The 26959-nt window shown below is 59.0% G+C and carries 22 protein-coding genes; 19 read left to right on the top strand and 3 right to left on the bottom strand.

Annotated features, from left to right (window positions below; all coding sequences use genetic code 11):
- Window positions 1-119 precede the first annotated feature (119 nt).
- Complete coding sequence (locus ACKFRX_RS08315; protein ID WP_408927659.1) at window positions 120-1325, bottom strand: amidohydrolase; 1206 nt, start codon at window positions 1323-1325, stop codon at window positions 120-122.
- A 36-nt stretch (window positions 1326-1361) separates the two neighbouring features.
- Between ACKFRX_RS08315 and ACKFRX_RS08310 the strand changes: the two genes are divergently transcribed.
- A complete protein-coding gene (locus ACKFRX_RS08310; protein ID WP_239234719.1) occupies window positions 1362-1760 on the top strand; it encodes a hypothetical protein in 399 nt (132 codons plus the stop codon).
- Here ACKFRX_RS08310 and ACKFRX_RS08305 read toward each other — a convergent pair.
- A complete protein-coding gene (locus ACKFRX_RS08305; protein WP_408927658.1) occupies window positions 1757-2839 on the bottom strand; it encodes a glycerate kinase in 1083 nt (360 codons plus the stop codon). The genes ACKFRX_RS08310 and ACKFRX_RS08305 overlap by 4 nt on opposite strands.
- Before the next feature lie 198 nt (window positions 2840-3037).
- Here ACKFRX_RS08305 and gdhA point away from each other — a divergent pair, with 198 nt between their 5' ends.
- Together gdhA and ACKFRX_RS08295 are read left to right on the top strand one after the other, a co-directional pair.
- On the top strand, window positions 3038-4384 hold the full coding sequence (gene gdhA / locus ACKFRX_RS08300) for an NADP-specific glutamate dehydrogenase (RefSeq protein WP_408927657.1): 1347 nt from the start codon (window positions 3038-3040) through the stop codon (window positions 4382-4384).
- Between the two features lie 200 nt (window positions 4385-4584).
- A complete protein-coding gene (locus ACKFRX_RS08295; protein ID WP_005328793.1) occupies window positions 4585-5343 on the top strand; it encodes a DivIVA domain-containing protein in 759 nt (252 codons plus the stop codon).
- Window positions 5344-5534: 191 nt separating this feature from the next.
- On the opposite strand, the gene ACKFRX_RS08290 is transcribed toward ACKFRX_RS08295, so the two are convergent.
- Entirely contained in the window at window positions 5535-6182 is a 648-nt protein-coding gene (locus ACKFRX_RS08290) for a hypothetical protein (RefSeq protein ID WP_408927656.1), read from the bottom strand.
- Window positions 6183-6332: 150 nt separating this feature from the next.
- On the opposite strand from ACKFRX_RS08290, the gene ACKFRX_RS08285 reads away from it, so the two are divergent.
- From ACKFRX_RS08285 to ffh, 16 genes are all read left to right on the top strand, one after another.
- Entirely contained in the window at window positions 6333-6878 is a 546-nt protein-coding gene (locus ACKFRX_RS08285) for a DUF177 domain-containing protein (protein ID WP_005328789.1), read from the top strand.
- Window positions 6875-7645 (top strand): ribonuclease III, encoded by a 771-nt coding sequence (rnc, locus tag ACKFRX_RS08280; RefSeq protein WP_005328787.1) that lies wholly within the window; start codon window positions 6875-6877, stop codon window positions 7643-7645. The genes ACKFRX_RS08285 and rnc overlap by 4 nt, the downstream gene beginning before the upstream one ends.
- A gap of 2 nt (window positions 7646-7647) precedes the next feature.
- A complete protein-coding gene (gene mutM, locus ACKFRX_RS08275) occupies window positions 7648-8463 on the top strand; it encodes a bifunctional DNA-formamidopyrimidine glycosylase/DNA-(apurinic or apyrimidinic site) lyase (RefSeq protein ID WP_408927655.1) in 816 nt (271 codons plus the stop codon).
- Window positions 8464-8516: 53 nt separating this feature from the next.
- A complete protein-coding gene (locus ACKFRX_RS08270; RefSeq protein WP_005328783.1) occupies window positions 8517-10016 on the top strand; it encodes a sodium:alanine symporter family protein in 1500 nt (499 codons plus the stop codon).
- A gap of 16 nt (window positions 10017-10032) precedes the next feature.
- On the top strand, window positions 10033-10317 hold the full coding sequence (locus ACKFRX_RS08265; RefSeq protein WP_408927654.1) for an acylphosphatase: 285 nt from the start codon (window positions 10033-10035) through the stop codon (window positions 10315-10317).
- A 78-nt stretch (window positions 10318-10395) separates the two neighbouring features.
- A complete protein-coding gene (smc, locus tag ACKFRX_RS08260; protein ID WP_408927653.1) occupies window positions 10396-13917 on the top strand; it encodes a chromosome segregation protein SMC in 3522 nt (1173 codons plus the stop codon).
- Window positions 13918-14008: 91 nt separating this feature from the next.
- Complete coding sequence (gene ftsY / locus ACKFRX_RS08255; protein WP_408927652.1) at window positions 14009-15949, top strand: signal recognition particle-docking protein FtsY; 1941 nt, start codon at window positions 14009-14011, stop codon at window positions 15947-15949.
- A 371-nt stretch (window positions 15950-16320) separates the two neighbouring features.
- Complete coding sequence (locus ACKFRX_RS08250) at window positions 16321-19299, top strand: DUF4040 family protein (protein ID WP_408927651.1); 2979 nt, start codon at window positions 16321-16323, stop codon at window positions 19297-19299.
- Complete coding sequence (locus tag ACKFRX_RS08245) at window positions 19299-19775, top strand: sodium:proton antiporter (RefSeq protein ID WP_250410016.1); 477 nt, start codon at window positions 19299-19301, stop codon at window positions 19773-19775. Before ACKFRX_RS08250 ends, ACKFRX_RS08245 begins: the two co-directional genes overlap by 1 nt.
- Window positions 19775-21316 (top strand): monovalent cation/H+ antiporter subunit D family protein, encoded by a 1542-nt coding sequence (locus ACKFRX_RS08240; RefSeq protein WP_408927650.1) that lies wholly within the window; start codon window positions 19775-19777, stop codon window positions 21314-21316. Before ACKFRX_RS08245 ends, ACKFRX_RS08240 begins: the two co-directional genes overlap by 1 nt.
- Complete coding sequence (locus ACKFRX_RS08235) at window positions 21317-21850, top strand: monovalent cation/H+ antiporter subunit E (protein ID WP_408927649.1); 534 nt, start codon at window positions 21317-21319, stop codon at window positions 21848-21850.
- The gene (locus ACKFRX_RS08230; protein WP_316971595.1) at window positions 21847-22137 is read left to right on the top strand and encodes a cation:proton antiporter; all 291 of its coding nucleotides are present in this window, start codon (window positions 21847-21849) and stop codon (window positions 22135-22137) included. The genes ACKFRX_RS08235 and ACKFRX_RS08230 overlap by 4 nt, the downstream gene beginning before the upstream one ends.
- Before the next feature lie 3 nt (window positions 22138-22140).
- On the top strand, window positions 22141-22509 hold the full coding sequence (locus ACKFRX_RS08225; RefSeq protein WP_005325266.1) for a Na+/H+ antiporter subunit G: 369 nt from the start codon (window positions 22141-22143) through the stop codon (window positions 22507-22509).
- A gap of 230 nt (window positions 22510-22739) precedes the next feature.
- On the top strand, window positions 22740-23078 hold the full coding sequence (locus ACKFRX_RS08220) for a P-II family nitrogen regulator (protein WP_005325265.1): 339 nt from the start codon (window positions 22740-22742) through the stop codon (window positions 23076-23078).
- Between the two features lie 6 nt (window positions 23079-23084).
- Window positions 23085-25208: a [protein-PII] uridylyltransferase gene (locus tag ACKFRX_RS08215; protein ID WP_408922537.1), complete on the top strand. Its 2124-nt coding sequence runs from the start codon at window positions 23085-23087 to the stop codon at window positions 25206-25208.
- Window positions 25209-25259: 51 nt separating this feature from the next.
- On the top strand, window positions 25260-26909 hold the full coding sequence (ffh, locus tag ACKFRX_RS08210) for a signal recognition particle protein (RefSeq protein ID WP_005325263.1): 1650 nt from the start codon (window positions 25260-25262) through the stop codon (window positions 26907-26909).
- Window positions 26910-26959 lie beyond the last annotated feature (50 nt).

Here is a 26959-nt window from a genome sequence, read left to right as displayed (position 1 = left end):
GACGGAGGGAACGGAAATAAACATAACCCGCCCAATCGGGGGACAGACCATGAATCTTCGGCGCCCTGAGGTGGAACTGCTAACAACGTAATGGGGATAGGGAAAGGCGCGCCGGGTACCTAGGGCTTTGCCAAGTAGGTCAATGCCGCACCATATGCTGCCCGAGTGGAGGCGTAGACGGTCGGGGCGTAGTCCGGCAGGAAGGTCGCCTGGTGGTTGACCGGTGGGTCTTGCAACTCGTCTTCCGGGGTGCAGCCGATGTGCCAGAAGACATAAGGCACGCCCCATGCCTGTGGTAGATAGCAAAAGTCCTCAGAGGCGGTAGAAGGGGCGGCGATGACCGAATCGGAGCCGAAGGCGGTATCGAAAACCTCGGCCACTGGTGCGTGGGCTGCGGCGTCGTTATCGGTGACCTCGCCGTGAGCGTAGTACTCAAAGGTCGGGTCTTGCTCGCTTCCGGACGCCGCACACTCGGCCTTGACCATGCGCTCGAGGGAGGCATAGACCTTTTCCGCGAGTGCGGGATCGTAGTAGCGCGTATTGAGTACCAACTCGGCGGATTCGGGAATGATGTTGTTTTTATCGCCGGAGTGTAGCTCGCCTACCGAGATGACAAAGAACTCGTGTGGGGCAACTTCGCGGCCCACAATAGCTTGGAGGCGGGTGACGATCATGGCCGCGATATAGGTGGGGTCGATGGAGTTATGGGGCATGGAAGCGTGGGCCGATTTTCCGAAGACGCGGATGTGCAAGGAATCGCAGCCGGCCATGATGGGGCCTGCGGTGTGGCGTACGGTGCCGGCGCGGCCGGGCATGATGTGTTGGCCAAGGCAAATATCGGGACGCGGCACGCGCTCGATGAGGCTATCGGCCAACATGTCCTTAGCGCCCACGGAGGATTCTTCGGCCGGCTGGAAAAGGGCGAGGAAGGTGCCGGACCAGGAATTACGGGAGGCGTCGAGAAGCGCGCAGGCACCCAGCAGCGCCGTGGTGTGCATATCGTGCCCGCAGGCGTGCATCTTTCCATTAGTGGCGGAATAGGACACGCCGGTGGCCTCTTCCACGGGCAGGCCGTCAAAGTCCGCACGCAGCAAAGCAGTGGGGCCATCGCCGTTGCGGAAGATGGCGACCATGCCAAAACCGCCGATGTTTTCTACTACCTCGCAGTCAAAATCGGCGAGCTTGGCGCGGATGCGACCGGCTGTGCGCTCCTCTTCATGCGAAAGCTCGGGGTGGCGGTGCAGGTCCTCATAAAAGTCCTGCTGCCACCCCAGATCGGCTTCTTGGGAAGTGACGAGCTGGGCGATGCGGGCAGAATCAGACATGGTTTCACACCTTAGGGATTGGGTAGGGTTGGCGCTATGCCGGTTATTCAATTTGATGTTTTGGTTCCCAACGCGCAAGCAGAGCGCGTCGCGGAAATCTTTACCACCGCCACCGACAAGCTGGTGGAGAGCGGTTCGCTTTCCTCAGCTGACGTTACCCGCCCCAAGGCGCCGCAGTTTCCAGAGGGGTTGGAAGAGCAGCTGCGGCAAAATTATCGCGACGAGCATGAGGACCGCGACCTTGCGGACGCGAGCGTGCACCGCTATGACATCGCGGTGGCGGGCGTGAGTGGCTCGGTTAACCAGCTGGGCATGGTGCTCTCGCGCCTTCTCACCCCGCATGCAGTCCTGCCCAAGGACCACGTATTGCTTGAAGACGAGCTGGCACATGAGCGGCCCGCCATCTTCCCGTGGTCGCTATCCATTCGGCCTTAGAGCTTCTTGACGATGTCCCCGGCGGCCGCCGCCAGCTGCTGGGCCAGCGAGCCTTCTTGGCTCAGGGGAGCGCAGTAGGCGTCGGTGTCATGCTCGAAGGAGCCGGCGATAATGCCCACCGGCGTTCCGGCTTGCCGGGCGAGATCCGTGATGGTTCCGACTGCCTTGCCGGTCAGAGACTGTTCATCAAAGCGGCCCTCGCCGGTAATGACGAGATCGGCCGAAGCGATCTTTTCCGGAAGGCCCAGTGCAGCGGCCACGTGCGTGCCGCCGGACAGGACGCGCACGTGTTCGTCTGAACCCCAGAGGGTGCGCGAGAGCCAGGACAGGCCAATGGGAAGGCCACCCGCGGCGCCATAATATGCAGAATCTGCATCGGTGCCGGTAACCGTGCATGCTTGGAGCATGGCGCCGGCCAGCAGCGCTACTTGTTCGCCTTGAGCTCCCTTTTGCGGGCCGTACATGGTTGCTGCCTGCACTGGGGTAGCGCGGGTATCTGCCAGCAGTGTGAAGTCAAGCATGCCCGCCTTGATATTGAGCTGCGCGGTATCAATGTGGTCCAGCTGAACGAGGGGAGCGCCGCCCTTGGGCAGGGCATAGCCGCGTGCATCGTGCGCAGCGGCGCCGAGTGCGGTGAGGATGCCCATCCCGGCGTCAATGCTGGCGGTGCCGCCTAATCCCAGCACGATCGAGGTAGCGCCACGTGTTTCTGCGTCCGCGATCAGCACGCCGGTGCCATAGGAATCGGCGTGGAGCGGATCAAGGCTGTCCTGTACAGCGGGCAGCCCGGTGGCAGAGGCGACGTCAATGAACGCAGTGGTTCCGGCAAGAACATAGCTTGCCTGAGTCAAGCGGCCAATGGCATCGGTAGTGGGCAGGGTAATGGTCTCGGCGGATTGTCCGCCGGCCGCTGCTGCCTGCGCAAGGACGGCAGCGGTGCCCTCGCCGCCATCGGCCATGGGCAGGGTGGTCACCGTGGCGTCGGGAAGCGCTTGGCGCACCCCCATAGCAATGCTGGCTGCGGCCTCGGGCGCGGAGGCGGTGCCTTTAAACGAGTCTGGGGCGACAACAATATGCATGCCGTGATTATAAAGCCCGCCCACGATGGGACACTGCGCGGCTTAAGATTCGAACGGACTACAGAAAATATCTATCTTTATTGTGGCTGGTAAAAGGGGTTATGTATCTACCTAAACCCTCGAACCTGCTTGCATTATCGGTAGTTCGATAGGAAACTGGTATCTGTTCTTACAAGTCCACAGAATGGAATGCACACCATGTCAGTAGATAGCCAAATCTCTGAGTACTACGACAAATTGCTCAAGCGCAATGCGGGAGAACCAGAATTCCACCAAGCGGTTTCTGAGGTCCTGGATTCGCTGAAAATTGTCCTAGAAAAAGACCCGCAGTACGCGGACTACGGACTGGTGGAGCGCCTGTGCGAGCCTGAACGCCAGCTCATCTTCCGCGTGCCATGGATCGACGATAGTGGCGACATCCAGGTCAACCGCGGCTTCCGCGTTCAGTTCAACTCCGCGCTCGGCCCCTACAAGGGTGGCCTGCGATTCCACCCCTCGGTCAACCTGGGCATCATCAAGTTCCTTGGCTTTGAGCAGATTTTCAAAAACTCCCTGACCGGCCTGCCCATTGGCGGCGGCAAGGGCGGTTCTGACTTTGATCCCAAGGGCAAGTCCGAGGTAGAGGTCATGCGCTTTTGCCAGTCCTTCATGACGGAGCTGCACCGCCATATTGGCGAATACCGCGACGTGCCGGCCGGTGACATCGGCGTCGGCGGCCGCGAGATCGGCTTCCTCTTTGGCCAGTACCGCCGACTGACCACGCAGCACGAATCCGGCGTCCTCACCGGCAAGGGATTGACCTGGGGTGGCTCCCTGGTTCGTACTGAGGCCACGGGCTTTGGCACGGTCTACCTCACCAATGAGATGATGAAGACGCACGGCGAGTCTTTCGACGGCGCCAAGGTTATCGTCTCCGGTTCTGGCAACGTGGCCATCTACGCCGCAGCCAAGGCCCAAGAGCTTGGCGCTACTGTAGTGGCCATGTCCGATTCCTCCGGCTACATCACCACCCCTAACGGCGTGGACATTGAGCTGCTCAAGGACGTCAAGGAAACCCGCCGTGAACGTATTTCCACCTACGCCGAAGAAGCTGGAAACGGCGTGGAATTCCACAAGGGGGGAAATATCTGGGAAGTGCAGGCAGACGTAGCTCTGCCGTGTGCCACCCAAAATGAGCTCGATGGCGATTCTGCCAAGAAGCTCGTTGACGGCGGCGTGCGTTACGTAGCCGAAGGTGCCAATATGCCGTCTACCCCAGAGGCGGTCCACGTCTTCCAACAATCCAAGATCAACTTCGCGCCGGGCAAGGCAGCCAACGCTGGTGGCGTTGCTACCTCCGCGCTGGAAATGCAGCAAAACGCATCCCGCGACTCCTGGTCGTTTGATTACACCGATGATCGCCTCCACGCGATCATGTCCAATATCTTTAAAAACATCGATAGTACGGCCAAGGAATATGACCGTGAAGGCGATTACGTTGCCGGTGCAAATATTGCTGGCTTCAAGAAGGTAGCGGACGCCATGTTGGCACAGGGCGTTATCTAGCTGCTCACTTCTTCTTTCAAGCTCCCTTTCTGTGCTGCCTTTGTGTAGTGGAGAAGGGGAGTTTGTGCTGTAAATACGCGCCATAGATTGTGTGAGTGGGTGGTGGGATGGCGATTGTTTGCACTGGAGGGGAAATCCGCAGTACACACTCGGTGCGTGGCCTCCACGTCTGGCACGTGAGGGCATGTAAAATTCGCAGCATGTACCGTGTCTTTGAGTCCCTAGATGAACTAGTCCAGCACTTGGAAGAGGCCCATAGCCTCCCCATGACCTCTAATTGCATGGTTCCGCGCCATGAAATGCTCGCGCTTCTCGACGACCTCCGAAACGCCTTGCCCGTTGAGATTGATGACGCACAGGATGTCTTGGATAAGCAGGATGAAATCCTGCATGGCGCCGAAGAGCGTGCGGACCAGACCATCAACGACGCTAATGCGCAGGCCGACGACATCGTGGGCCATGCTCGCGAAGAGGCGGATGCCACGGTCTCCCACGCAGAACAGCATGCCGCCAAGCTAGTGGCTGATGCTGAAGCTCGCGCTCAGTCCATGGTGGAACAGGCCCGCGCGGAAGCAGACCGCACCATCGCTCAGGCCAATGATGAATATGAGCGTTCCGTGGCAGAAGGCCGTGCCGAGCAAGAGCGTATGGTTTCGGAATCGGAAGTTGTGCGCCGCGCTGATGAGGAAGCACACCGCATTGTGGAGTCCGCCCACACCGAGTCCAACCGTCTGCGCAGTGAATGCGACGAGTTTGTAGACGGCAAGCTAAGCGAATTTGAAACCACCCTCAATGGACTGCTGCGCACCGTAAGCTCCGACCGCTCTGCACTGCGCGGAGGCGCTGGGGTCCGTTCCCGCGGCGGCGACTACCAGCCCTCGGGACGTGCCGGCGGCGTTGCGGGCGGCTCCCGCTACGCAGAAGGCGAGGCCTACGAGCGTCGCTATAACGAGCGCTAAACCTTTACATTCTTTCTGCCCTTAAGCTTCATTTCCCAGCGGCACCCGGGCTAAGGAGCTTGAGGGGTGAGGGGTGGTTTAGTCCCTTATATCAGGCACGGCCAAAGGCTCTGGTGGGTGGACAGAAGGTTTGTCGTACACCGTCTGTCCACCCACCAGAGCCTTTTTGTTTTCCTACCAGCTCGGGCAGTTCAGGAGGTTGCGCGGGAGCGAGGCTGTGTGGTGGGCACTGCCGTATTCGGTGCATGGGGAGCAGCTGTTAACGGCGTGTGTGTGGACGTGGCGCTGCTTTCCTTCCTCGATGTGAGACGCGCAGGTGCGGCGGATTGAACGGCCATACATGCTGCAATGATTGTGGTCACTAAGCCAGGGAAAAGAAATGCAACGAGTGCGGTAAAGAAATAGGAGGACAGTGACGTCAAAGAACTATCCCTAAAGTTTTCCGGAAAGCACACGGCGCACATACTCACTAGCGCACCTGTGGCAACCAGCATGGTGCCTACAGAAATAAGCGCCGTGGGAATGGTCTCCCGAGAAAACCAGGTAATGGCGCCTGCGCTTAGGGAAAAGATGAGTGCGCCGGTGAGCACCGAAAGGTCCATGCCAGTGGGCAATACCAGGATGGTGCCAGCTATCAAACCAGCAATGATGCTGCAGATGAGTGCAGTAAAGAGGCGAATCCCACTAGCGCCATAGATTCCTGAACGGTCCGGCCGTGGAGTCGCGTGCACGAGCGTGCCGGCAATGGTTAATACCGCGGCAGGAAGGCAGCTAAACACGGCGAATCCGAGTGCGATGCTGCGTGGATCCGTGGAGGCTAGCGCCAAGTGGTAAGTCATGCCTCCACACTAAAGACGGCATTGGCTTGGGCAAAGGCTAATCCGGAAAGGCATAGGCCCTTTTACTTTAAACGACAGACTCTTGACAGAAAGTTTGCCTGTGCTGGCCGCTAGGCGGAGTTTGCGGGGCAAGGTAGACTACCTAGTGTTATGACATCACCATTGAAGTTCGATGTGGGCGAATTGTTGAACGCCCAAGGCGCTGACGCACTGCCGGAGCAACGCACCCAGACCGGCCCCGCACCTGAGAGGATTGGCGTCGAGATGATCGCCATTCCGAAGGGCGAAGAGCTTACCGTAGACGCCACCTTGACCCCACTTGGTGCAGGTGTCTTGGTGGACGCCAACGTATCCGGCCGGCTAACCGGGGAATGCTCCCGGTGCTTGAAGGAACTGCACCCGGAGCTGGACCTGCATGTCACGCAGGTCTTTGCCGCCGATGAATCCTTCGTCTCCGGCGATGATCCTGCAGCCGATGATGAAGGCTCCGGAGATGAGATTCCGGAGATCGAGGATGATGAGCTGAACCTTTTGCAGGCCGTGATCGATGAGGCAGGACTCAACCTTCCCTTTGCGCCGGTATGTGAAGATGGCTGTGAGATTGACACGCCTGAAGGTGTGACCACCGGTATCTCTGGCGAAGAAGAGGAAGACAAGGTCGATCCCCGCTGGGCTGGTTTGGAGAAGTTCCTATGAGCCGCAAAAAGAAGCTAACCGGGGAAGAAGCGCTGGCAGCCGAGTTTGCTGCCGTAGACCACACCCCATTGTTGGAATCGCTTGGCGTGGATTTGCAGCCAGAACACCTGCGTCTAGCGCTTACTCACCGCTCTTTTGCCAATGAGAATGGGCATTTGCCTAATAACGAGCGCTTAGAGTTTTTGGGCGATGCGGTGCTGGGCCTGTCGGTGGCCTCCCAGCTCTACATCACTTATCCCTCTCGTCCGGAATCGGATATTTCCAAGATGCGTGCCTCGATCGTCTCGCGCTACGGACTATCGGATATCGCCCGTGAGATAAACCTCGGCCCGCACATTTTGCTGGGCAAGGGAGAGCAGTCCACTGGTGGCCGCGATAAGGATTCCATTCTTGCCGATACCACCGAGGCAATCTTTGGTGCCATCTACCGCGAGCATGGATTCGAAACCGCGCGAGATGTCATCTTGCGCTTGTTTGCAGAAAAGATCGACAACGCCACTGTGAGTGGTCGCCACCTGGATTGGAAGACCACCCTGCAGGAGCTGTGCGCCGAGCTTAAGGCACCGATGCCGGTCTATTCGGCTACCTCCACTGGCCCAGAACATGATCAGACCTTTAACGCGGTAGCTACCGTCGCTGGTCTGACCGTGGGCAATGGAGTGGGACACAATAAGAAGTTGGCCGAGCAGCAAGCGGCTCAGGAAGCCTGCCAGACTTTGCGCGAGACTCCTCTCTTGGTGCAGGGCACTGCGCATAAAGAAGGCTAAGCATGCCGGAACTGCCGGAAGTCGAGTCCGTCCGCCGGGGTCTTGAGCCCCATGTGGTGGGGCGGACTTTTGAGTCTGTGCACGTCCTGCGCCCGCGTGCCAACCGTGGCCAAGATGAGCCGCTCTCCGGTCTTCTTGTCGGTAAAGAGATCGCTGCTGTGGCTCGGCGGGGAAAGTTTATGTGGCTGGAATTTGTGGGCGAAGATTCCATGGATCCTCACCGCGACGTCCTTTTCATCCACTTAGGTATGTCGGGTCAGGTGCGAATCGGCACGACCGATTCGCCGCATCTGCGCATTCGCGCCCAGCTAAGCGGTGGGGTAGAGCTTAGCTTTGTAGACCAGCGCACCTTTGGATATTGGCTCTATGCACCGTGGGCGAAGATCTCGCACATTGGCATTGACCCGTTGGAACCAGACTTTGACATTGTGGCTACCGCACGGCGCTTGCGGGCCAAGAAGACTGCAGTAAAGACTGCACTGTTGGATCAAACCTTGGCTTCTGGAATCGGCAATATCTATGCCGATGAATCCCTGTGGGCGGCACAGATTCCGCCCCGCAAAAGGGCATCGACGTTGCGGCAAAAGGATGCCGTAGCCCTGCTCGAATCGGCCCAAGAGGTCATGACCGCCGCCCTAAAAGTGGGTGGCACGAGCTTCGATTCCTTGTACGTCAACGTGAATGGTGAATCGGGATATTTCTCGCGGTCCCTGGCCGCGTATGGGCGGGCTGGCCAGCCCTGTCAGCGGTGTGGTACGCCCTTGGAGCGCTGCGTAATTTCAGGGCGTTCCACCCATTTCTGCCCCCATTGCCAATAAGTTATGGCGCATGGGGTTCACGTTGTGAACCTCAAGGCAGTAAATTATTCTGCATGGATTTTCTTGAAAATGTCGTAACGACATTTAATGACGGCGTATGGTCGTGGATTCTGCCCTGGCTGCTCATCGCTGCGGGCCTATTCTTCGGCATCCGTACCGCTTTGGTGCAGGTGCGCATGGTGCCGGATATGTTCCGCGCGGTCGTCGAGCGGCCAAAGGGGGAGGGCCGCGATGAGGATGAGGACTATGGCGGCATCTCTGCTTTCAAGGCCTTTACTATCTCGGCCGCCTCCCGCGTTGGCACCGGCAACGTGGCCGGCGTGGCTGTGGCCATTTCCGTGGGCGGCCCAGGTGCAGTCTTTTGGATGTGGCTCATCGCCATCCTCGGTGGCGCAACTGCATTCATCGAATCCACCCTGGCGCAGCTGTGGAAGGTGCGCGATGGTGACGGGTACCGCGGCGGCCCTGCGTACTACATGAAGCGCGGTTTGGGCTGGGGCCCGCTCGGTGTTCTTTTCTCCATCGCTATTGCCTTTACCTTTGGCTTGGTCTACAACGCCTTCCAGACCAACGCCATTGCAGATGCGGTGTCCTTCTCCTTTGACCGCGATGACACCATGTTCCGCTCCATCATCGGTGTTGTTATTGCCGTGGTTGCAGGCCTCATTATCTTTGGCGGCGTCAACCGCATTGCCAATATCACCCAGATCATCGTGCCATTTATGGCGGTGGCCTACCTGCTCGTCGGTGGGTTTGTTGTCATCACCAACTTTGACAAGGTGCCGGGAATGATTGGCGATATCGTCGGCCACGCTCTGGGTATTAAGGAAATCGCTGGCGCCGGTCTTGGTGCGGCCATGATGAAGGGTATTCAGCGCGGACTGTTCTCCAACGAAGCTGGTGAGGGCTCTGCTCCGAACGCAGCCGCTACCGCGGCAGTGTCCCACCCGGTCAAGCAGGGTTTGGTTCAAACCCTCGGCGTGTACTTTGACACTTTGGTGGTGTGTACCATCACCGCCTTTATCATCCTGCTGGGACCAGAGATTGCCTACGGCGCCGAAGCAGAAGGCGTCTCCTTGACTCAGGCGGCACTGTCTTCTGAGGTGGGCGACTGGGGCATCCACTTCGTTAGCTTCATCCTCTTCTTCCTGGCTTTCTCCTCCATCCTGGGCAATTACTACTTGGCGGAATCTAACCTGGAATACCTCACCCAGAGCAAGCCTGCGTTGGTGATTTTCCGCCTCGTCGTTCTCTTCTTCGTTTGGTTTGGCGCAGTGGGCTCCCTGCCGCTGGTCTTTGCGTTGGCCGATACCGGTGCGGCAACCATGGTGATCCTCAATATCATCGCCATCGTGCCGCTATCCGGTGTGGCGATTAAGCTGCTCAAGAATTACAACGAACAGCGCAGCCACGGCATTGACCCGGTATTCCACCGCGATATGATGCCGGAACTGAAGGGCGTAGAGTGCTGGGACGGATCCGATCCCGTTACTCGCCGCAGCGAAGAGGATCGCCGCGTATTGCGCGATAAGGGACACCACGACCGCTATTAGAAATTTGGGAGGCCGCATGGCACTGGAGAGAATGACCGCTTTTGTCCATGGGCACGTCCAAGGAGTGGGCTTTCGTTGGTGGACGCGCTCCCTGGCCTTGGAGCTCGGTTTGAGCGGGCATGCCACCAATCTGAGAGATGGCCGGGTGCAGGTGGTAGCGGAAGGCCCGCGGGAGAAATGCGAGGACTTGCTGGGCCTCCTCAATGAGCAGCCGAGTACGACCCACCGCCCGGGAACGGTGGATCTGGTTGTCGAACAATGGGCTTCCCCTAAGGGCGAATCTGGCTTCATCGAACGTTAACTCGCAGCACAAGCCCGCCGAAGCGAGCCTCTAGGCTCGGCTGGGCAGCTGCGTTCAAGGCTTGCTAAACTTACCCAAATGCACCTGAAATCGCTGACGCTGAAAGGCTTCAAATCATTCGCGTCGGCGACGTCTCTGAAATTCGAGCCCGGAATTTGCGCCGTCGTCGGACCGAATGGCTCCGGCAAGTCCAATGTGGTGGACGCCCTGGCCTGGGTAATGGGTGAGGGAAGCGCCAAGACGCTGCGCGGCGGAAAGATGCAAGATGTCATCTTTGCCGGCGCCGGCGACCGCAAGGCTCTGGGGCGCGCCGAGGTCACCCTCACCATCGATAATGCGGACGGTGCGTTGCCGATCGAATACTCGGAAGTGTCGGTCACCCGCCGCATGTTCCGTGATGGTGCCAGCGAATACGAAATCAATGGCTCCAAAGCGCGCCTGATGGATATTCAGGAGCTGCTATCTGATTCCGGTATTGGCCGCGAGATGCACATTATCGTCGGCCAGGGCAAGCTTTCTGAGATCCTAGAATCGCGGCCTGAGGATCGGCGCTCGTATATCGAAGAAGCCGCGGGTGTACTCAAGCACCGCCGCCGCAAGGAAAAAGCGCAGCGCAAGCTCACCGGCATGCAGGCCAATTTGGATCGCCTGCAGGACCTTACTGATGAGTTGGGAAAACAGCTCAAGCCTTTGGCCCGCCAGGCTGAGGCCGCGCAGCGCGCCGCCACTGTGCAGGCTGATCTGCGCGACGCCCGCCTGCGGCTGGCAGGAGATAGGGTGGTGCGCCTGCGCAGCAAGTTTCAGGAGGCCGAGCGCGCGGCCGAGGTTTTGGCCGAGCAGGTAGAAGAAGTTACCGCGCAGCTGGAAGAAGCAACGGGTTCTCAGTTAGAAGTGGAAGCCCAGCTAGAGGAGGTAAACCCCAAGGCGGATGCTGCCCAAAAGCTGTGGTTCGACCTGTCCACGCTGTCCGAGCGCATTTCCGCGACCCAGCGCATTGCGGAGGAACGAGCAGCCAATGCCGGCGCACAGGTGGCCTATTCCGGCCAGGATCCGGATGACCTAGAGGCTCGTGCTGCCCGCGCGGACGAAGAACATGCAGAGCTTCTCGCCGCAGCGGAGGAGGCTGCGGAACGCCTGGAGGCTATCCGCGAAGAGGTAGCAGAGCGCCGTGAGGCATTCGAGGCCGCGGAGCGCGAACACATGGCGCAGCTGCGTGCCATTGCGGATAGGCGCGAGGGCGTCGTCCGCCTCATCGCCGCAGAGGAAAAAGCGGCAGGCCAGGTTACTTCGGCAGAAGAGGAGCTGGCGCGCCAGGAAGAGACCCTGACTTCTACCAAGCAGCGCACCCAAGCTGCCCAGGCGGAGGCCGATGAGGTTGCAGATAGGTTGCAGTCTTTGGCCGGCGAGCGTGAGCCGCTCGAGGAAGCCCATGTGCGGGCGGCCAGTGAATCGGGTGCGGCCGATAAGCGTTTGGAGCAGCTTCGCGATGAGCAGCGCGAGCGTGAGCGCGCTGTCTATACCCTGCGTTCCCGCATCGATACCTTGGCCCAGACCGCGCCGGAAAAGATTGAGGTAGGCGAGCATTTCCAACCGTTGGCGGAGTTCATTACCACCAAGTACGAGACCGCGGTAGCTGCCGCGTTGGGTGCTTTTGCAGAGGCCCAGGCGGGCGAGATTTCTGCCCAGCTGATTGCGGACTTGGAAAAGGGCACGCGCTCCGCGCTTATCGACGTCTCCGTGGCCGCCCCCGCCACTTCCTGGCGCGTGGATGCGACTTTGCCCACAGGCGCCTCGTGGTTGCTCGACCACATTGCAGTAGTCCCAGAAGTCTCTGCAGCGCTGCACCGCCTCCTTGCGGATGTCGTGCTCGTCTCCGATGTCGCGGAGGCGAAAAAGCTGGTGGCCGAGGACCCTCGCCTGCGTGCCGTCACCGAATCCGGCGTGGTGCTGGGTGAAGGTTGGGTAGAAGTGGGCACCGGTGCTTCATCCACCGTTGAGGTTTCCGCTCGCATCGCGGAGGCAGAGGAGCAGCTGGAATCCGCCACGCAGGAGCTGGAAGAACTCTCCGGCACGCTCGAGGGCGCGAAGATCGCGGCGGAGGATGCCCGCGTGACTGCAGCCTCGGCGAAGGCTGCCTTGCGCGAGCATGATACTGAAGTTGATGCGTGGAAGCGCGATCACCAGCGCTTGCTTAAGCAGTACGAGGCCAATAAGAACGAGCACGAGAAGGCCGCGGCGCGGGCGACCGAGATCGAGGTCAAGCTCACCGAAGCCCGCACGCAGCTTGCCGACGCCCGCGATAGGCTCGCCCGCGTCGATGCGGACGAGCAGCCCGACGAGCCCTCTTCGGTGGAGCGCGACGAGGCCTCCGCTGCATTAGAGCAGGTCAAGTCCATGGAAATGGAGGCGCAGGTGGCAGCCCGCTCGGCCCAAGACCACGTGGGTCAGGTAGCGGGAAAGGGTGAGGCGTTGCGTCGCCAAGCGCAGCATGAACGCCAAGCCAAAGCCCGCCACGAGCAGGCCATGGCGCGGCGCAAGGCCCAGGGCGAGTTGGCTGGTGCGGTAGCCAAGCATTCACGCGATCTGGCCGCGCGCGCCACGCAGCTGCTTGAGCGCGCTACCTCTGAGCGCGATGACTACTTTGCGCAGCGCACCTCCCTCAACTCGCAGCTACAGCAGGTCAAGCAACACGTCTCGGCCGCGCGGCAGCAGCTGGACCGGCTGACCAACCGCGCCCATGACTCGGAAATTGCTCGCTCCCAGGCGCAGGTGCGTGTGGACGAAGCAGAAGCCAAGATCGTGGAGCAGCTGGGCATTGCGATTTCGGATCTTTTGCAGGACTACACTCCAGGCGAAGATTTCGACCGCGGGGCGGAAAACGCGCGCTTGAAACAAGCAGAAAAGGACCTCAATTCACTAGGCAAGGTCAATCCGCTCGCGCTGGAAGAATATAAGGCTTTGGAGGAGCGCTATTCCTTCCTGTCCACTCAGTTGGAGGATGTTATCCAAGCCCGCAAGGATCTTGCGGGTGTTATCGAGGATGTAGACGCGCAGATTTTGCAGCTGTTTACCGATGCGTGGCATGACGTCGAAGCAGAATTTCCAAAGGTTTTCCAGACCCTTTTCCCCGGTGGCGAGGGACGCCTTATCCTCACAGAGCCGGACGATATGCTCACCACCGGCATCGAGGTGGAAGCACGCCCACCGGGCAAGAAGGTCAAGCGCCTGTCCTTGCTATCTGGTGGCGAGAAGTCGCTTACTGCCCTTGCGATGCTGGTAGCTATCTTCCGCGCCCGCCCCAGCCCGTTCTATGTCATGGATGAGGTTGAGGCAGCGCTTGATGACGTCAACCTGCGCCGCCTCATTGCCCTCTTTGAGGAGCTGCGTAAAGACTCGCAGCTCATCGTCATTACGCACCAAAAGCCGACGATGGATGTCGCCAACGTCCTCTATGGCGTAACCATGCGCGGCGATGGTGTTACTCGCGTGATTTCGCAGCGCATGAATCCCGCAGGCAGCGCCCCTGGAACGGAGCAAGCCAGCGAGGATGCCACTCGCTTGGGTGTAGATGCTCCCCGGGGTGACGAGGCGGGGAAGTAACCTGGGGCTCGTCCACTTCCCGCAGGACCCCTTCCCGCTATAGGAGGGGGTTTGACGTGCCGCGAGCTGAGAAGACTGGCACTATAGAGGCATGAATTCTTTATGGTTATGGATCGGCATTGCGATCGTCGTCATCGTGCTGATTATTCTTTTCGTAGTAATCGGCAAAAAGCGCGGCGACGCCAAGAAGGTGTCCTTTGATAAGCCTGCTGAGGAAGAACCGAAGCAGCTGACCCAGGAGCAAAAGTCCGGCAACTATCAAGCCAAGTCCGGCTTTAACTTCGCTCCTGCTGGTGGCGCCAAGGAAGCGCAAAAAGCCCCGGTTCAGGCGGACAAGCCGGCTCAAGCACAGCAGGCAGCTAAGGCAGAGCCGAACGCAACTGACATTGCCAACGAGCAGCTTAGCGGCAAGACCTCGCAGCCGAAGGAAAAGCCGCAGGCACAGGCTAAGCCGCAGGCGCAGGCTGATAAGCCACAGTCTGCTCAGCCCACGGCCGATACCGCGGCAAACAAGCCTGTGGCAAACAAGCCTGTGGCAGAGGAACCAGAAATCAAGCCGGAACCTCAGCAGGAGAAGCCGGCGAAGACCGACAAGCCGGCAGAGCCTACTAAGCAGGCCCAGGCCCAAGCGCCAGCGGAGGAGAAGAAGCAAGCGGCAGAATCTTCCGCTGATAAGGCAGATAAACCACAGTCCAAGGGAACTGGCGCTGCGGCGGCGGCTGCTGCTGGCGCGGCAGGCGTAGCGGGTGCGGCAGCTGCGGCGTCGGAAAGCGAAGAATCGCAGGCGGACCGTGCCCCAGAAAAGGCTGAGCAGCCAGAAGCTGCACCCAAGGCAGAAGAGCCGGCAGCTGCCGAAAAGGCAGAAGATCCAGAAGACGTCGTCTCCGTGGAAAATGCCGAGGTAGAAGAGGAGTCCCCAGTCTTCGACGAGGTTGTTGAAGACAACGATGCGGAAGACATCGAGGAGCGGGTGGACGACCGCGAGGAAGCCGAAGAAGCTGCAGCCGCTGCCGAGGCACAAACTGGTGCCGCCGAGGCGGCCAAGGAACAGACCGAGGCTCCAGAGGGAGAACCTGCTCCAGCGCCAGCTCCGCAGGATGATATCGCACCCGCCGGTGGACGTCTTGGCCGCTTGCGTGGCCGCCTTTCGCGCTCGCAAAATGCCATCGGCCAGGGTCTTATGGGAATTTTGTCCGCAGGCGATCTGGATGAAGATGCCTGGGAGGAAGTTGAAGATACGCTCATCATGGCGGATCTGGGCACCAAGTCCACGATGAAGGTGACTGATTCCCTGCGCGAGAAGATCGCTGAGCGCGGCGTTTCCAGCGAGGATGAAGCCCGTGCCATGCTGCGTGAATGCCTGATTGAAGCTGGCCACCCAGAGATGGATCGCTCCATTAAGGCCATGCCGAATGAGGGCAAGCCAGCAATCGTCATGGTCGTCGGCGTGAACGGCACCGGCAAAACCACAACCACCGGCAAGCTTGCTCGCGTGCTGGTATCCATGGGCCACAAGGTCCTTTTGGGTGCTGCCGATACTTTCCGTGCTGCGGCCGCTGATCAGCTTGAGACGTGGGGCCGTCGAGTTGGCGCCGATACCGTGCGCGGCAAGGAAGGCGCTGACCCAGCATCGGTGGCCTTCGATGCGGTAGCAACCGGCGTGGAACAGCAAGTAGATGTGGTCTTGGTCGACACCGCAGGCCGCCTCCATACCTCCACGGACTTGATGGACCAGCTAGGCAAGGTCAAGCGCGTGGTAGAAAAGAAGACCGATGTGGACGAGGTCCTGCTGGTATTGGATGCCACGGTGGGGCAGAATGGCCTTACGCAGGCACGAATCTTCCGCGAGGTAGTAGATATCACCGGTGTGGTTCTCACCAAGCTGGATGGCACCGCTAAGGGCGGAATCGTCTTCCAGGTACAAGAAGAATTGGGTGTTCCAGTCAAGCTTGTGGGCTTGGGCGAAGGCGCCGATGATCTCGCGCCATTCGAAGTTGAAGGCTTCGTCGACGCTCTGTTGGGTGAGAAATAGCAGCCAACCTTGCAACTCCCCCTGCATATCGGGTGTCACGTACGTGCGCCACGGTGTGCTGGGGGAGTCCTTTGTTTTCATGGGCGAGTGATAGCGTGCAACAATCTCGCGAATTCTTTTCGCTCTCATCTCGCTGTCGGTTCTCAGACTATACAAAAAGTCCTATGCAATTGGCGCGGGAATAAGTCCTGCTGAGCGCCTGTGAATTCTCTGCCTGCGAGCGTAATTGTGGCGGTTGTGCTTGCCTTTTACGTAGCGTAGGGGAATGCTGCAATGTGGTTTGACCTTGGCGGGAATGGTAGCCTGAAAGGGCTGTATTTAATGCGAAATTCGCATTAAACCTAGACCAAGGTTCGTGAGGCAAGTATTTCGTGACGCTACTTTATGCAGTCCTCCTCGCGGCGCTGGCAGTGATCTTGGCACCGGTAACCGTGAAGGTTATTGACCGAAAGGCAGGCTATCCACTAGCTGGCCTTTTTCTTATTGCAGCGGTCCTCATCGCCAAGGAATTTCCTGCCATTGCAGCCGGGGAGGAATTAAGTTTCCACGCCACTTGGGTGCGTGATTTCATCGCACCAGGCGTCGACGTAAGTTTTGCTCTCCGCGGGGACGCGTTGAGCATCTTCTTCGCTATGTTGGCGCTGGTCATTGGCGCCGTCGTTTTCACGTATTCGGCGGCCTATTTGCCCAAGAATGAGGGCAACACCAGCTTTTATACCTTGATGACAGCGTTCACGCTGTCCATCTTGTTGCTGGTTCTGGCCAACGACGTGGTGGTTTTGTTCTTTGCCTGGGAGCTAGTCTCCTTGGCTTCGTTTATGTTGATTGCTCGCTCCGGTTCAGGCGGCGAGGCTGGTTCGCAGCGCACACTGATCCTGACCTTTATTGGTGGATTGACCCTGCTGACCGGCTTGGGTATTGCCGCGACGGTGACCGGATCGACTACCATTTCTGATATCTTGGCGTCCCCTGTATGGACGGAACGCCCAGGGATAACGGCAGCCGTAGCCGTGTTGATTGCGGCGTCCGCCTTTACTAAGGCGGCACAGTTCCCATTCCATTTCTGGTTGCCAGAGGCTATGGCCGCCGCCACCCCGGTATCGGCCTTCCTTCACGCAGCAGCGGTGGTCAAGGCCGGTGTGTACCTGCTTATTCGTTTTTCCACTATCTTCCACGATGTGGCGGTGTGGAATTGGTTGCTCATCGTCGTAGGCATGGGCACCGCGGTGATGTCCGCGGTATTTGCAGTGCAGAAGACGGATCTGAAAAAGCTTACGGCCTATTCCACCGTCTCCCATCTGGGCTGGATTGTTGCCACCATTGGCGTGGGTACCCCGTTCGCTATCGCTGCAGCGTTGGTCCACACTCTGGCGCACGCGCTGTTTAAGTCCTCTCTGTTTATGCTCATTGGCGTCATCGACCATGAGGCTGGGTCGCGCGATATTCGCCGCCTAGGACCACTGTGGAATAAGATGCCGTGGACATTTGGCTCCGTAGTAATTGGTGCGGCCTCGATGGCTGCGGTGCCACCGCTTCTGGGCTTTGTGTCCAAAGAGGGAATGCTCACGGCGTTTGAGGACGCCCCGATTGGCGGCGCGGGCCAGGTAGTCCTGCTCATCGTTGCTGGCATCGGTGCCTTTTTCACCTTTACTTACTCCGCAAAGATTGTCTTCGGCGCCTTCTTTGACGGACCTCGCGACATGGGACATGTCCATGAAGCCCCAGTGTCGCTCTGGCTGCCCGCCGCTTTGCCGGGCTTTATGTCCCTGCCGCTGGTATTTGTGCTCGGGCTCTTTGATGCCCCGATTGATGATGCAGTGGCTGCCGTGGGATTGGAGCATCATTCGCACCTTGCCCTCTGGCACGGGCTCAACGTTCCTTTCCTTATCTCGCTAGTGGTCCTCATCGTCGGTATTGCCGGTATCTTTGCCCGCAAGAAGATGTGGGCAAGCTTTGAAGCCCACGAGTTCATGCCGCGCAGCGGCAATGATTTGCTGTATTCACTGATGAAGGGTTGCTCCCAGTTGGGGCGCGTCCTGGGCAAGATGTCCGATTCGCATAATCCATCCCGCCATATGGTGCCGATTGTCATTTTGATTATCGTGCTGGCAGCTACCACCCTCATTCGCGATGGCGTCGACGGGGTAGCACTGCAGCCACGGGTGGCTGGCCTGGATAACCCATGGGACCTGCTGCCACTGGGCATCATCGCCCTAGCGATGTTTGGGCTGGTGCGCACCCAGAACCGCTTGACGGGTGCCATCATGATTGGCATTGCCGGCACGGGCGTGACCCTGCAGATGTTCCTGCTTGGCGCACCTGACGTGGCGCTGACGCAGTTTATGGTGGAGGCCCTGTCCGTCATCGTCATGATGATGGTGCTGCGCTACCTGCCAGAAACCTTCCAGCCGGTGAAGAACAAATCCCGCAAGACCGGCTCCATCGTCATTGCGGTCTTGGCCGGTGTGGCTGCGTTCCTAGGCGTGTGGGGACTCATGGGCCGACACGAGCGCTCCGATTTGGCCATGTGGTACCTGGACAATGCTCCGGACATCACCGGCGGCGACAACGTTGTCGCTACTATCATCGTGGAGTTCCGTGCACTCGATACCTTGGGCGAGCTTTCCGTACTGGGCATGGCTGCGGTGGTTATTGCAGCAATCACTACGACGTTGCCGCGGTTCCCATTCAAGTCGGGTACACGCCCAGCGCCGTTTGGCCAGTCCCAGCTGAACTCCGTGCCATTGCGCAAGGGCGTGCACGTTGTTATCCCGCTGTTGGTCATTATGTCCGTCATCGTTTTCTTCCGCGGGCACAATGCCTCCGGCGGCGGCTTCCCCGCGGCGCTGATCATGGGTGCAGCAATCGGGCTTATCTATCTGTCCCGTGGCTCCGATGAAATTGTTTTCGGCCGCATGACTCCGATTCACCTGACCGGTATCGGCATCATCACCGCCTTGATCGCCGGCTTTGTAGGTTACTTGCACCACGGCATTGGCAATGGTGGCTTCTTGGCTGCAATCCATGCCGAAGCCTTTGGCCAACACTGGACCACCTCGCTCATCTTCGACTTGGGCATCTACCTAGCGGTGCTAGGTATGTTGACCATGGCGATTAACGCGTTGGGTGGCTACCTGCGCCCAGGCACGGAGCGTGACTTCTTGCCATGGGTTCATGATGATGGTTCCGCGCTGCCGACGACTCCACGCATTTCGCTTGAAGACGTCGACGATCCGTACCCAGACCCGATCAACCCTTCGACCGATCCGTTGGCCTTGCTGACGCCTTCGGAAGCAAAGACGAAGAGGAAGAGTAAGCGCTCCGCGGCTATCCGGGGAGGGGAGAAGTAATGATCCTTGCATTGACTATTGCTTTGCTCATCGGCAGTGCTGTCTATCTCATTCAGCAGCGCGGCTTGGTACGCATCGTGCTGGGCATGATGGCCTTTGGCCACGGTGCCAACCTGATGCTGCTGGCTACGGGCGTGTATTCCTACCGCGGAGAGTCCTTCCCATCCCAGGTTCCGCACGATCAGATGGCCGACCCGCTGCCGCAGGCCTTCGTGCTGACCGCCGTTGTTATTTCCATGGCAACCTCGACCATCTTGTTGACGATGGCGGCCATGGGCAAGAACGACGACACCGATGTGGTGGAACCAGTTGATGACAACACCATCGACCATGCCTTTTCGACCTTGGGACGCGACGCCCAAAATCGCCAAATTTTGGAGGAATCCACCAATCAGCTTGACCGAATTGGTCAGGTGGACCACAACACTCCCGTTGCAGAACGCGGGGTAACTGAACAGAAGGAGGATGACAAATAATGGCTGATGCTGTAGCTCAACTCCTTCCGCTATTTCCAGCGGTCCCGCTGATTGCAGCGGCCTTCGCACTGCTGGCACCGTGGCGTGCGGTACGCGATTCCATCATGCTTATCATCCCGGGTGTTGGAATTTTCGCCGGCCTGGGCCTGCTCATCTACACCATGAACAATGGGGTAGTAGCCCATACTGTTGGTCTCTACCAAGGCAATGTGGGTATCCCGTTTGCGGCGGATGCCTTCTCCGCGTTGATGATCATTACTACGATGATCGTCGCGTTTGGTGCCAACTGGTTTGCCATTGTGGGTGAGGAGACTAAGTCTCGCTACTATCCATCGCTCACCTTGATTTTGATCACCGGTGTGTGCGGTGCATTGCTGACCGCCGACCTCTTTAACTTCTTCGTCTTCATTGAGGTCATGCTTCTGCCGTCCTACGGCCTTATCACCATGTCTGGTACGTGGTCGCGCTTGGCAGCCGGCCGTGCCTTCGTCTTGGTTAACCTTTTCGCCTCCACCTTGTTGGTCGTTGGCGTGGGTTATATGTATTCGGTTACCGGTGCGGTCAACCTAGGCGCACTGAAGGGCGCAGCGGCAGGCAATGGGCCGGTGACCGTGGCAGCAGGCTTGATCCTCATTGCGATTACCGCCAAGGCCGGCGTGTTCCCCGTGCAGTCGTGGCTGCCGCGCACCTACCCAGGAACCTCCGCCGCGGTGATGGGCCTGTTTTCCGGCTTGCACACCAAAGTGGCTGTCTACATGCTCTACCGCCTCTACGTGCAGCTATTTGATCTGGAACAGCGCTGGAATGTGTTGATCATCGTCATCATGATTATTTCCATGATGATCGGTGCCTTCGGCGGCCTAGCGGAAAATTCCATCCGCCGCGTCCTCGGCTACCAGATGCTCAACGGCATGCCTTTCATTTTGGTCATGCTTGCGTTTACCTCTGATGACCCACGTCGCGCACTGGCAGCTGGCATCATGTACACGATTCACCACATGGTGACCGTTGGTTCGCTGATTTTGGCCTCTGGTGCCATTGAGGAGACCTACGGCACAGGCTTGCTCAGCAAGCTTTCCGGCCTTGCTCGCCGTGACCCCATCATCGCGTGGATTTTCGCTGCCGGTGCATTCTCCGTCGTGGGCTTCCCACCGTTCTCGGGTATGTGGGGCAAGCTGATGATTGTTTTCGAGATCGCCCGCGTGGGTGGTGCTTCGGCCTGGATTGCCATCGCAGCCATTATCATCGCTTCCTTCGCTGCCTTCTTGGCCATGCTGCGCGTGTGGCGCAAGGTATTCTGGGGCAAGGGCCTGCCGGAGGACAAGGTCCCGGATGAATTGGTCATTCGTAAAAAGCTCATGGCCCCATCCGCGGCTCTCATCCTTGGTTCGCTGTGCATGTTCATCTTCTCTGGCATCGTCCTCGATGTTGTGGATGCCGCAGCGGAGCAGCTGCTGGACACTAACGCATATACTGAAACCGTCTTGGGAGATGAGCCGATTGCCGTTCCCACTATCGATGAAATCCAGGAGGGCCGTTAAATGAACGCAATTGTGTATGCATTGTGGCTCATCAAGGAGATTTTCGTCGCCGGCATTAGCTTGGCACTGGCGGCCTTCAAACCGGATAATGAATACAATCCGGTTATCATTCGCTACCCACTGCGCGTGACTAGCGCCTGGGAGATTTTCTGGTTTACGTCTTCCATTACGGCAACCCCGGGCACGCTCTCGCTCGGTTTGCGTGAACCGCCCCGCAAGGGGCTGCCGCGCATCGTGCTGGTACAGGCCGTGCAAGGATCCGACCCAGCGGGAATCGTCGCTGACCTAGCTGATATGGAACAGCGCCTCGCCCCGCGGGTTAAAGACATCGATTATGGCGTGCCGGGTCAAGGGGAGACTACAGAATTGGATGAGGCTTTCTACGAGTATCCGCTCGAGTCTGTGGGACGCTATATGCGCTCGCCTGACTTGGCACGGGCGGAAGACACTCCGCTTTCAGAAAGCCAGGCGGACGTCGAAAAGCCAAAGCGCCGCGCCCGCAACGTACAACGCAGAAAGGAGACCGAGCGATGATTGACTTTGCCACATTGTCCCCATTCGGCTGGGTCGTATTTGTATGCGTCTTCATCATTGGCATCGCCACGTGGTGCGGCGTGCTGCTAGCGCTTCGTACGCGCGATGAACTCACCCGCGCCATTACGTCGGACATCGTTTTCTACGGCATGATCTGCATGTATTTAGCGTGGTCGATGACCAATAACGCCCCGATGGCGTATTACATTGCACTCCTTGCAGCCATTGCCGCAGGTGTGCTACCGACGCTATCGATGGCCCGCATCATTTCGAAGGGCAGGCGATAAACCATGGCCATTTCTGAAATTATCGCCTCGGTTCTGCTTATCATCGCTACGCTCTTGGTGGTCGCTACGGTGGTGTCTCTGTGGCGAGCGCCCGATGCCTTGACCCGGGCCAACCTGCTGGGCCCCACTGTGGGACTTGCGGTACCGCTGATTATCGTGGCCAAGCTGGTCGTAGATTTTGGCCGCGATGGCTTTTCGCTGTGGCTGCTCATCCAGGCACTGATCGCCTGCTTCGGTGTATGGATCATCGGCTCGGTAGGTTCCTTTTATCTGGGCCGCTCCATCTATGGCGTAACCGTCACCGACGTCAAGCACGCCAAGCACACCAATAAGGAAGTTCAGACCGTGCAAGCAGAGGAAGACGATATCTAGTCTTCTTCAGCTCCTTCTGGCGGCGAGCCTTTTCTGCTCCTGTGCGTAGCTGCGGGGAGAACAGAACAGCTCGCCGCTTTTCTGGTTGCACAGTGGGGTCTTCTGAGCCCACCAGCGCCCTGGATTCACAATGTGGAAAAGTTGCACAGCAATTGCTGTGCTCGGGCTAGAATGGATGCACGTTATTCGGTGCCTCTAGACCCGCCCCGAAGAGTTAGCAAGGAGTAACAATGAAACTCATCACGGCCATCGTTAAGCCCTTCACCCTGCCGGAAATCCGTCAGGCTCTGGAGCAGCAGGAAGTACGCGGCCTCACTGTTACTGAAAGCCAGGGCTTTGGGCAGCAGCGTGGACACAGCGAGGTATACCGCGGAGCAGAATACGCCACTGACTTTGTGCCCAAGGTTAAGCTGGAGGTTGTTGCGGCCGATGACCACGTTGAAGACATCATTAATGCCATCGTGGATGCTGCCTACACGGGCAAGATCGGCGACGGCAAGCTGTGGGTAACCCCAGTTGAAGATGCCATTCGTGTGCGCACTGGCGAGCGCGGCGAGGCGGCACTTTAAGCCCGCATGCATACCGCCGCACAGATTCGCGCCGAGGCCCATGCCTCGGCGCTTCGTGTATTGCGCAGTCTCGAGCTTCCTCCAGGAACCGCGCTCGCTGCCACCGGTTCCTTTGCCCGCAATGAGATGACTCCGTACTCGGATATTGATGTCATCCTCATCTATCCGGAAGGCCACGAGCCAGATCCGGCTCTGGTGGAGCAGCTGTGGTATCCCGTGTGGGATGCCAAGTACCGCCTGGATTATGCCCTGCGCACCCCACAAGAGTGCGGGGCGATTGCCGCCGAGGATGCCTCTGCCGGCTTTGCCCAGTTGGATTTGGCCTTTGTAGCAGGGCGCAAGGTCCTGGTGGATGAGGCGCGGGCGCAATTGCTTGCGGCGTGGCGGCGCCAGCTGCAGCGCGGCTTTGATGATTTCTTGGATACCGCGATTACTCGGTGGAAACGTTCGGGCGCGGTGGCAGCGATGACGAACCCGGACCTGAAGAATGGGCGCGGGGGACTGCGCGATATTCAGCTCTTGCGCGCGATGGCCTTGGGTAACCTGTGCGACTTTCCAGATTTGGACGTTGAGCAGCGGCTGCTTCTCGACGCCCGCACGCTCCTGCACGTCACAGCCCGGCGCCACCGGGACATACTGGATCCCGAGTTCGCCGCGGACGTAGCGGCGGATCTGGGTTTTGAAAGCCGCTACGCACTGACGGCAGCTTTGGTCAGCGCTGCGGCCACGGTCAATAAGGCGGTGGAGCGCGGCCTTGCAACCGCCCGTGGGGTGCTAGGCCGTAATGCTTCAGCGACCGGCCGGGGCCGGCGCCGCCCGCTCGATGTGGACGTCGTGGCTGAGACCGGCAGCATTTTCCTTTCGCGCAAGCCAAATGTAGAGGACCCGTGGCTTCTCACCCGCGTGGCGGCTGCCGCGGCGCGCACGGGATATATCATCGCCGAGACCACGTGGCACCAGCTTCAAGATCTGCCCGAGCTGCCGCCACGCTGGCCGCGGGCAGCGGTGGATGATTTCTTCGCTATTTTGTCCTCCCCGCGATGCACGCCGCGTGTCATACAGGACTTGGACCGCTATGGCCTATGGGAACGCTTAGTCCCAGAATGGGGGCATGTGCGCGGCTTATTGCCGCGCGAGCGCAGCCACGTCCATGCAGTGGACCATCATCTCATCGCTACGGTTACCCGCTGTGCGGAAATGCGTACCTCGGTGGCTCGTCCGGATTTATTGCTTTTGGCGGCGCTTTACCATGACATAGGCAAGGGCTACGGGCGCCCTCATGCGCAAGTAGGTGCGGAGATGATTACCCGCCAGGCAGCCCGTATGCGGTTGAGCGTCGCCGATAGGTCGCGCGCCCAAACCCTGGTGGCAGAACATACCACCTTGGCGCGGTTAGCGGCGACGATGGACCCGGCTTCCGATGCCGCTCGCGATGCCCTCTTGGCTGCCGCGCATTATGACCAGCTGACTATATCCCTGTTAGCGGTGTTGGCTGAGGCTGATGCCCAATCGACCGGGCCTGGCGTGTGGACACCGCGAGTGAAGCAAGCACAGAAGCTGATCGTCGCGCGGGCACTCGAGGCGCTCAAACCGCGTGTTCTCGACCGTCCTGCTGTGCATGTACCGCTATCTAGCGAAGGCGTTGCGCTCACAGTGGATTGGGAAGACCAAGAAGTCAGCGTGTCGTGGTGCGGTACCTCTCAAGGGGAGCTAAAGCGCATCTTCGCTTTGCTATCGGCGCTGGGGTGGACCATCGTGCGGGCGAATATCGTTCGCGAGGAGGACGGTGCCTATAAGGCGGAGTTCTTTATCCGCACGGTGCAACAGACCCTAAAGGAGGCAGCGCAGGAGATAAGGTTTATTCAGTCCTATAACTCACGAACTTATACGGAGCTGCCGGCCATTGCGGGAGAGGTGACCACTGCGGCATTCGATGTGGGCGGCATTTTGGTCATCCGGACGGTTGAGCGCATCGGCGCTTTAGGGCACTTGGTAGAGGCATTGCCGGACTTTGTATGGCTGCGCCATGAGATTATGGGCGCGACGATGATCGTCAATGTGTACCTTGCCGGGCAGGTTTCTCGCGCTACCGTGGTGGGGAATGTGACCAGGGCCCTGGCTAGGGACTAAGATTGAATAGTTGAACTTTAGATCGATCTAAATTAAGGGAGCGCATCCGTAGTGTTTGACTCACTATCAGACCGCCTACAGTCAGCCCTGGCGGGCCTGCGCGGTAAGGGCAAACTGACCGAGGCTGATATCAATGCCACCGCTCGCGAGATCCGCCTCGCGCTGCTGGAAGCCGACGTGTCTTTGACCGTAGTCCGTGGCTTTATCAAGCGCATCAAGGAACGCGCCCGTGGCGCGGAAGTCTCTGAGGCGCTCAACCCGGCGCAGCAGGTAGTCAAGATCGTCAATGAGGAGCTCATTGAGATCCTTGGTGGCGAAACCCGCCGCCTGAACTTGGCTAAGAACCCGCCGACGGTGATCATGCTCGCCGGCCTGCAGGGTGCTGGTAAAACCACCCTGGCCGGTAAGTTGGCCAAACATCTAGCTAAACAGGGCCATACCCCGATGCTGGTGGCTTGTGACTTGCAGCGTCCGGGCGCGGTGCAGCAGCTGCAAATCGTCGGCGAGCGCGCTGAGGTGCCGACCTTCGCACCGGATCCGGGAACCTCCCTGGACTCCAACGAGCATGAAATGGGGACCTCGCACGGTGACCCGGTGGACGTCGCCAAGCAGGGCATCGCCGAGGCCAAGCAGAAGCAGCACGATGTGGTCATCATCGATACCGCTGGCCGCTTGGGCATCGATGAGACCCTGATGACGCAGGCTCGCAATATCCGCGATGCCGTCAACCCGGACGAAGTCCTTTTTGTCATCGACTCCATGATCGGTCAGGACGCCGTGCAGACGGCCGAGGCCTTCCGCGATGGTGTGGACTTTACCGGCGTCGTTCTCACCAAGCTGGACGGTGACGCCCGTGGTGGTGCGGCCTTGTCTATCCGTGAGGTCACCGGCAAGCCCATCATGTACGCCTCTACCGGTGAGAAGCTCGATGATTTCGATGTCTTCCACCCGGAGCGCATGTCCAGCCGCATTCTGGGCATGGGTGATTTGCTCTCCCTTATCGAGCAGGCTGAAGCAACCCTGGACCACCAGAAAGCTGAGGAGGCAGCCTCTAAGCTGGGCTCTGGCGAGCTGACGCTCAATGACTTCCTTGAGCAGATGCTGATGATCCGCAAGATGGGCCCCATCGGCAACCTGCTGAAGATGATGCCCGGCGGCAAGCAGATGAATGAAATGGCCGCCATGGTGGATGAAAAGCAGCTGGACCGCATCCAGGCGATCATCCGCGGTATGACGCCGCAGGAGCGCGAGGATCCGAAGATTCTCAATGCTTCGCGCCGCAAGCGCATTGCAAATGGTTCTGGTGTCAGCGTTTCCGAGGTCAACCAGCTCATTGAGCGCTTCAACCAGGCTAAGAAAATGATGTCCAAGATGGCCGGCCAATTCGGCATGGGCGGCATGGGTGGTCGCTCCGCTACCAAGAAGAAGCCCAAGGGTCGCAAGGGCAAGAATGGCAAGCGAAAGAAGGGCAAAGGCGGCGGCAACCGTGGCCCGAAGATGCCGGGCGGTATGCCGGGCATGGGCGGAATGCCAGGAATGCCCGGTGGCGGCGGCATGCCGTCCATGGAGGAGCTGCAAAAGCTCCAGCAGCAAATGGGCGGCGGCGGTGGCATGCCAGGTATGCCCGGCATGCCAAAGATGCCGAAGGGAATGGAAAATATCGATCTCGACAACCTGGACTTTGGCAAGGGTAAAAAGTAGTTTTCCCAGCCTTAAAGCATAAAGAAGGAGGCTTCCGCGTTGCTGCGGGA

The sequence above is a fragment of the Corynebacterium tuberculostearicum genome, from assembly GCF_046097465.1.
Taxonomy (GTDB): Bacteria; Actinomycetota; Actinomycetes; order Mycobacteriales; family Mycobacteriaceae; genus Corynebacterium; species Corynebacterium tuberculostearicum_I.
This window is presented reverse-complemented; position numbering and strand designations above follow the sequence as displayed.

Excerpts from the sequence above, each read along its gene's own strand:
- ACKFRX_RS08235 (WP_408927649.1), top strand. The coding sequence starts at position 21,317 with ATGAACGCAATTGTGTATGCATTGTGGCTCATCAAGGAGATTTTCGTC.
- ACKFRX_RS08265 (WP_408927654.1), top strand. The coding sequence starts at position 10,033 with ATGGCACTGGAGAGAATGACCGCTTTTGTCCATGGGCACGTCCAAGGA.
- gdhA (WP_408927657.1), top strand. The coding sequence starts at position 3,038 with ATGTCAGTAGATAGCCAAATCTCTGAGTACTACGACAAATTGCTCAAG.
- ACKFRX_RS08315 (WP_408927659.1), bottom strand. The coding sequence starts at position 1,325 with ATGTCTGATTCTGCCCGCATCGCCCAGCTCGTCACTTCCCAAGAAGCC.
- ACKFRX_RS08285 (WP_005328789.1), top strand. The coding sequence starts at position 6,333 with ATGACATCACCATTGAAGTTCGATGTGGGCGAATTGTTGAACGCCCAA.
- ACKFRX_RS08215 (WP_408922537.1), top strand. The coding sequence starts at position 23,085 with ATGCATACCGCCGCACAGATTCGCGCCGAGGCCCATGCCTCGGCGCTT.
- ACKFRX_RS08295 (WP_005328793.1), top strand. The coding sequence starts at position 4,585 with ATGTACCGTGTCTTTGAGTCCCTAGATGAACTAGTCCAGCACTTGGAA.
- smc (WP_408927653.1), top strand. The coding sequence starts at position 10,396 with ATGCACCTGAAATCGCTGACGCTGAAAGGCTTCAAATCATTCGCGTCG.
- ACKFRX_RS08270 (WP_005328783.1), top strand. The coding sequence starts at position 8,517 with ATGGATTTTCTTGAAAATGTCGTAACGACATTTAATGACGGCGTATGG.
- ACKFRX_RS08290 (WP_408927656.1), bottom strand. The coding sequence starts at position 6,182 with ATGACTTACCACTTGGCGCTAGCCTCCACGGATCCACGCAGCATCGCA.
- ftsY (WP_408927652.1), top strand. The coding sequence starts at position 14,009 with ATGAATTCTTTATGGTTATGGATCGGCATTGCGATCGTCGTCATCGTG.
- ACKFRX_RS08240 (WP_408927650.1), top strand. The coding sequence starts at position 19,775 with ATGGCTGATGCTGTAGCTCAACTCCTTCCGCTATTTCCAGCGGTCCCG.
- ACKFRX_RS08310 (WP_239234719.1), top strand. The coding sequence starts at position 1,362 with ATGCCGGTTATTCAATTTGATGTTTTGGTTCCCAACGCGCAAGCAGAG.
- ACKFRX_RS08225 (WP_005325266.1), top strand. The coding sequence starts at position 22,141 with ATGGCCATTTCTGAAATTATCGCCTCGGTTCTGCTTATCATCGCTACG.
- rnc (WP_005328787.1), top strand. The coding sequence starts at position 6,875 with ATGAGCCGCAAAAAGAAGCTAACCGGGGAAGAAGCGCTGGCAGCCGAG.
- ACKFRX_RS08230 (WP_316971595.1), top strand. The coding sequence starts at position 21,847 with ATGATTGACTTTGCCACATTGTCCCCATTCGGCTGGGTCGTATTTGTA.
- ACKFRX_RS08245 (WP_250410016.1), top strand. The coding sequence starts at position 19,299 with ATGATCCTTGCATTGACTATTGCTTTGCTCATCGGCAGTGCTGTCTAT.
- mutM (WP_408927655.1), top strand. The coding sequence starts at position 7,648 with ATGCCGGAACTGCCGGAAGTCGAGTCCGTCCGCCGGGGTCTTGAGCCC.
- ACKFRX_RS08305 (WP_408927658.1), bottom strand. The coding sequence starts at position 2,839 with ATGCATATTGTTGTCGCCCCAGACTCGTTTAAAGGCACCGCCTCCGCG.
- ACKFRX_RS08220 (WP_005325265.1), top strand. The coding sequence starts at position 22,740 with ATGAAACTCATCACGGCCATCGTTAAGCCCTTCACCCTGCCGGAAATC.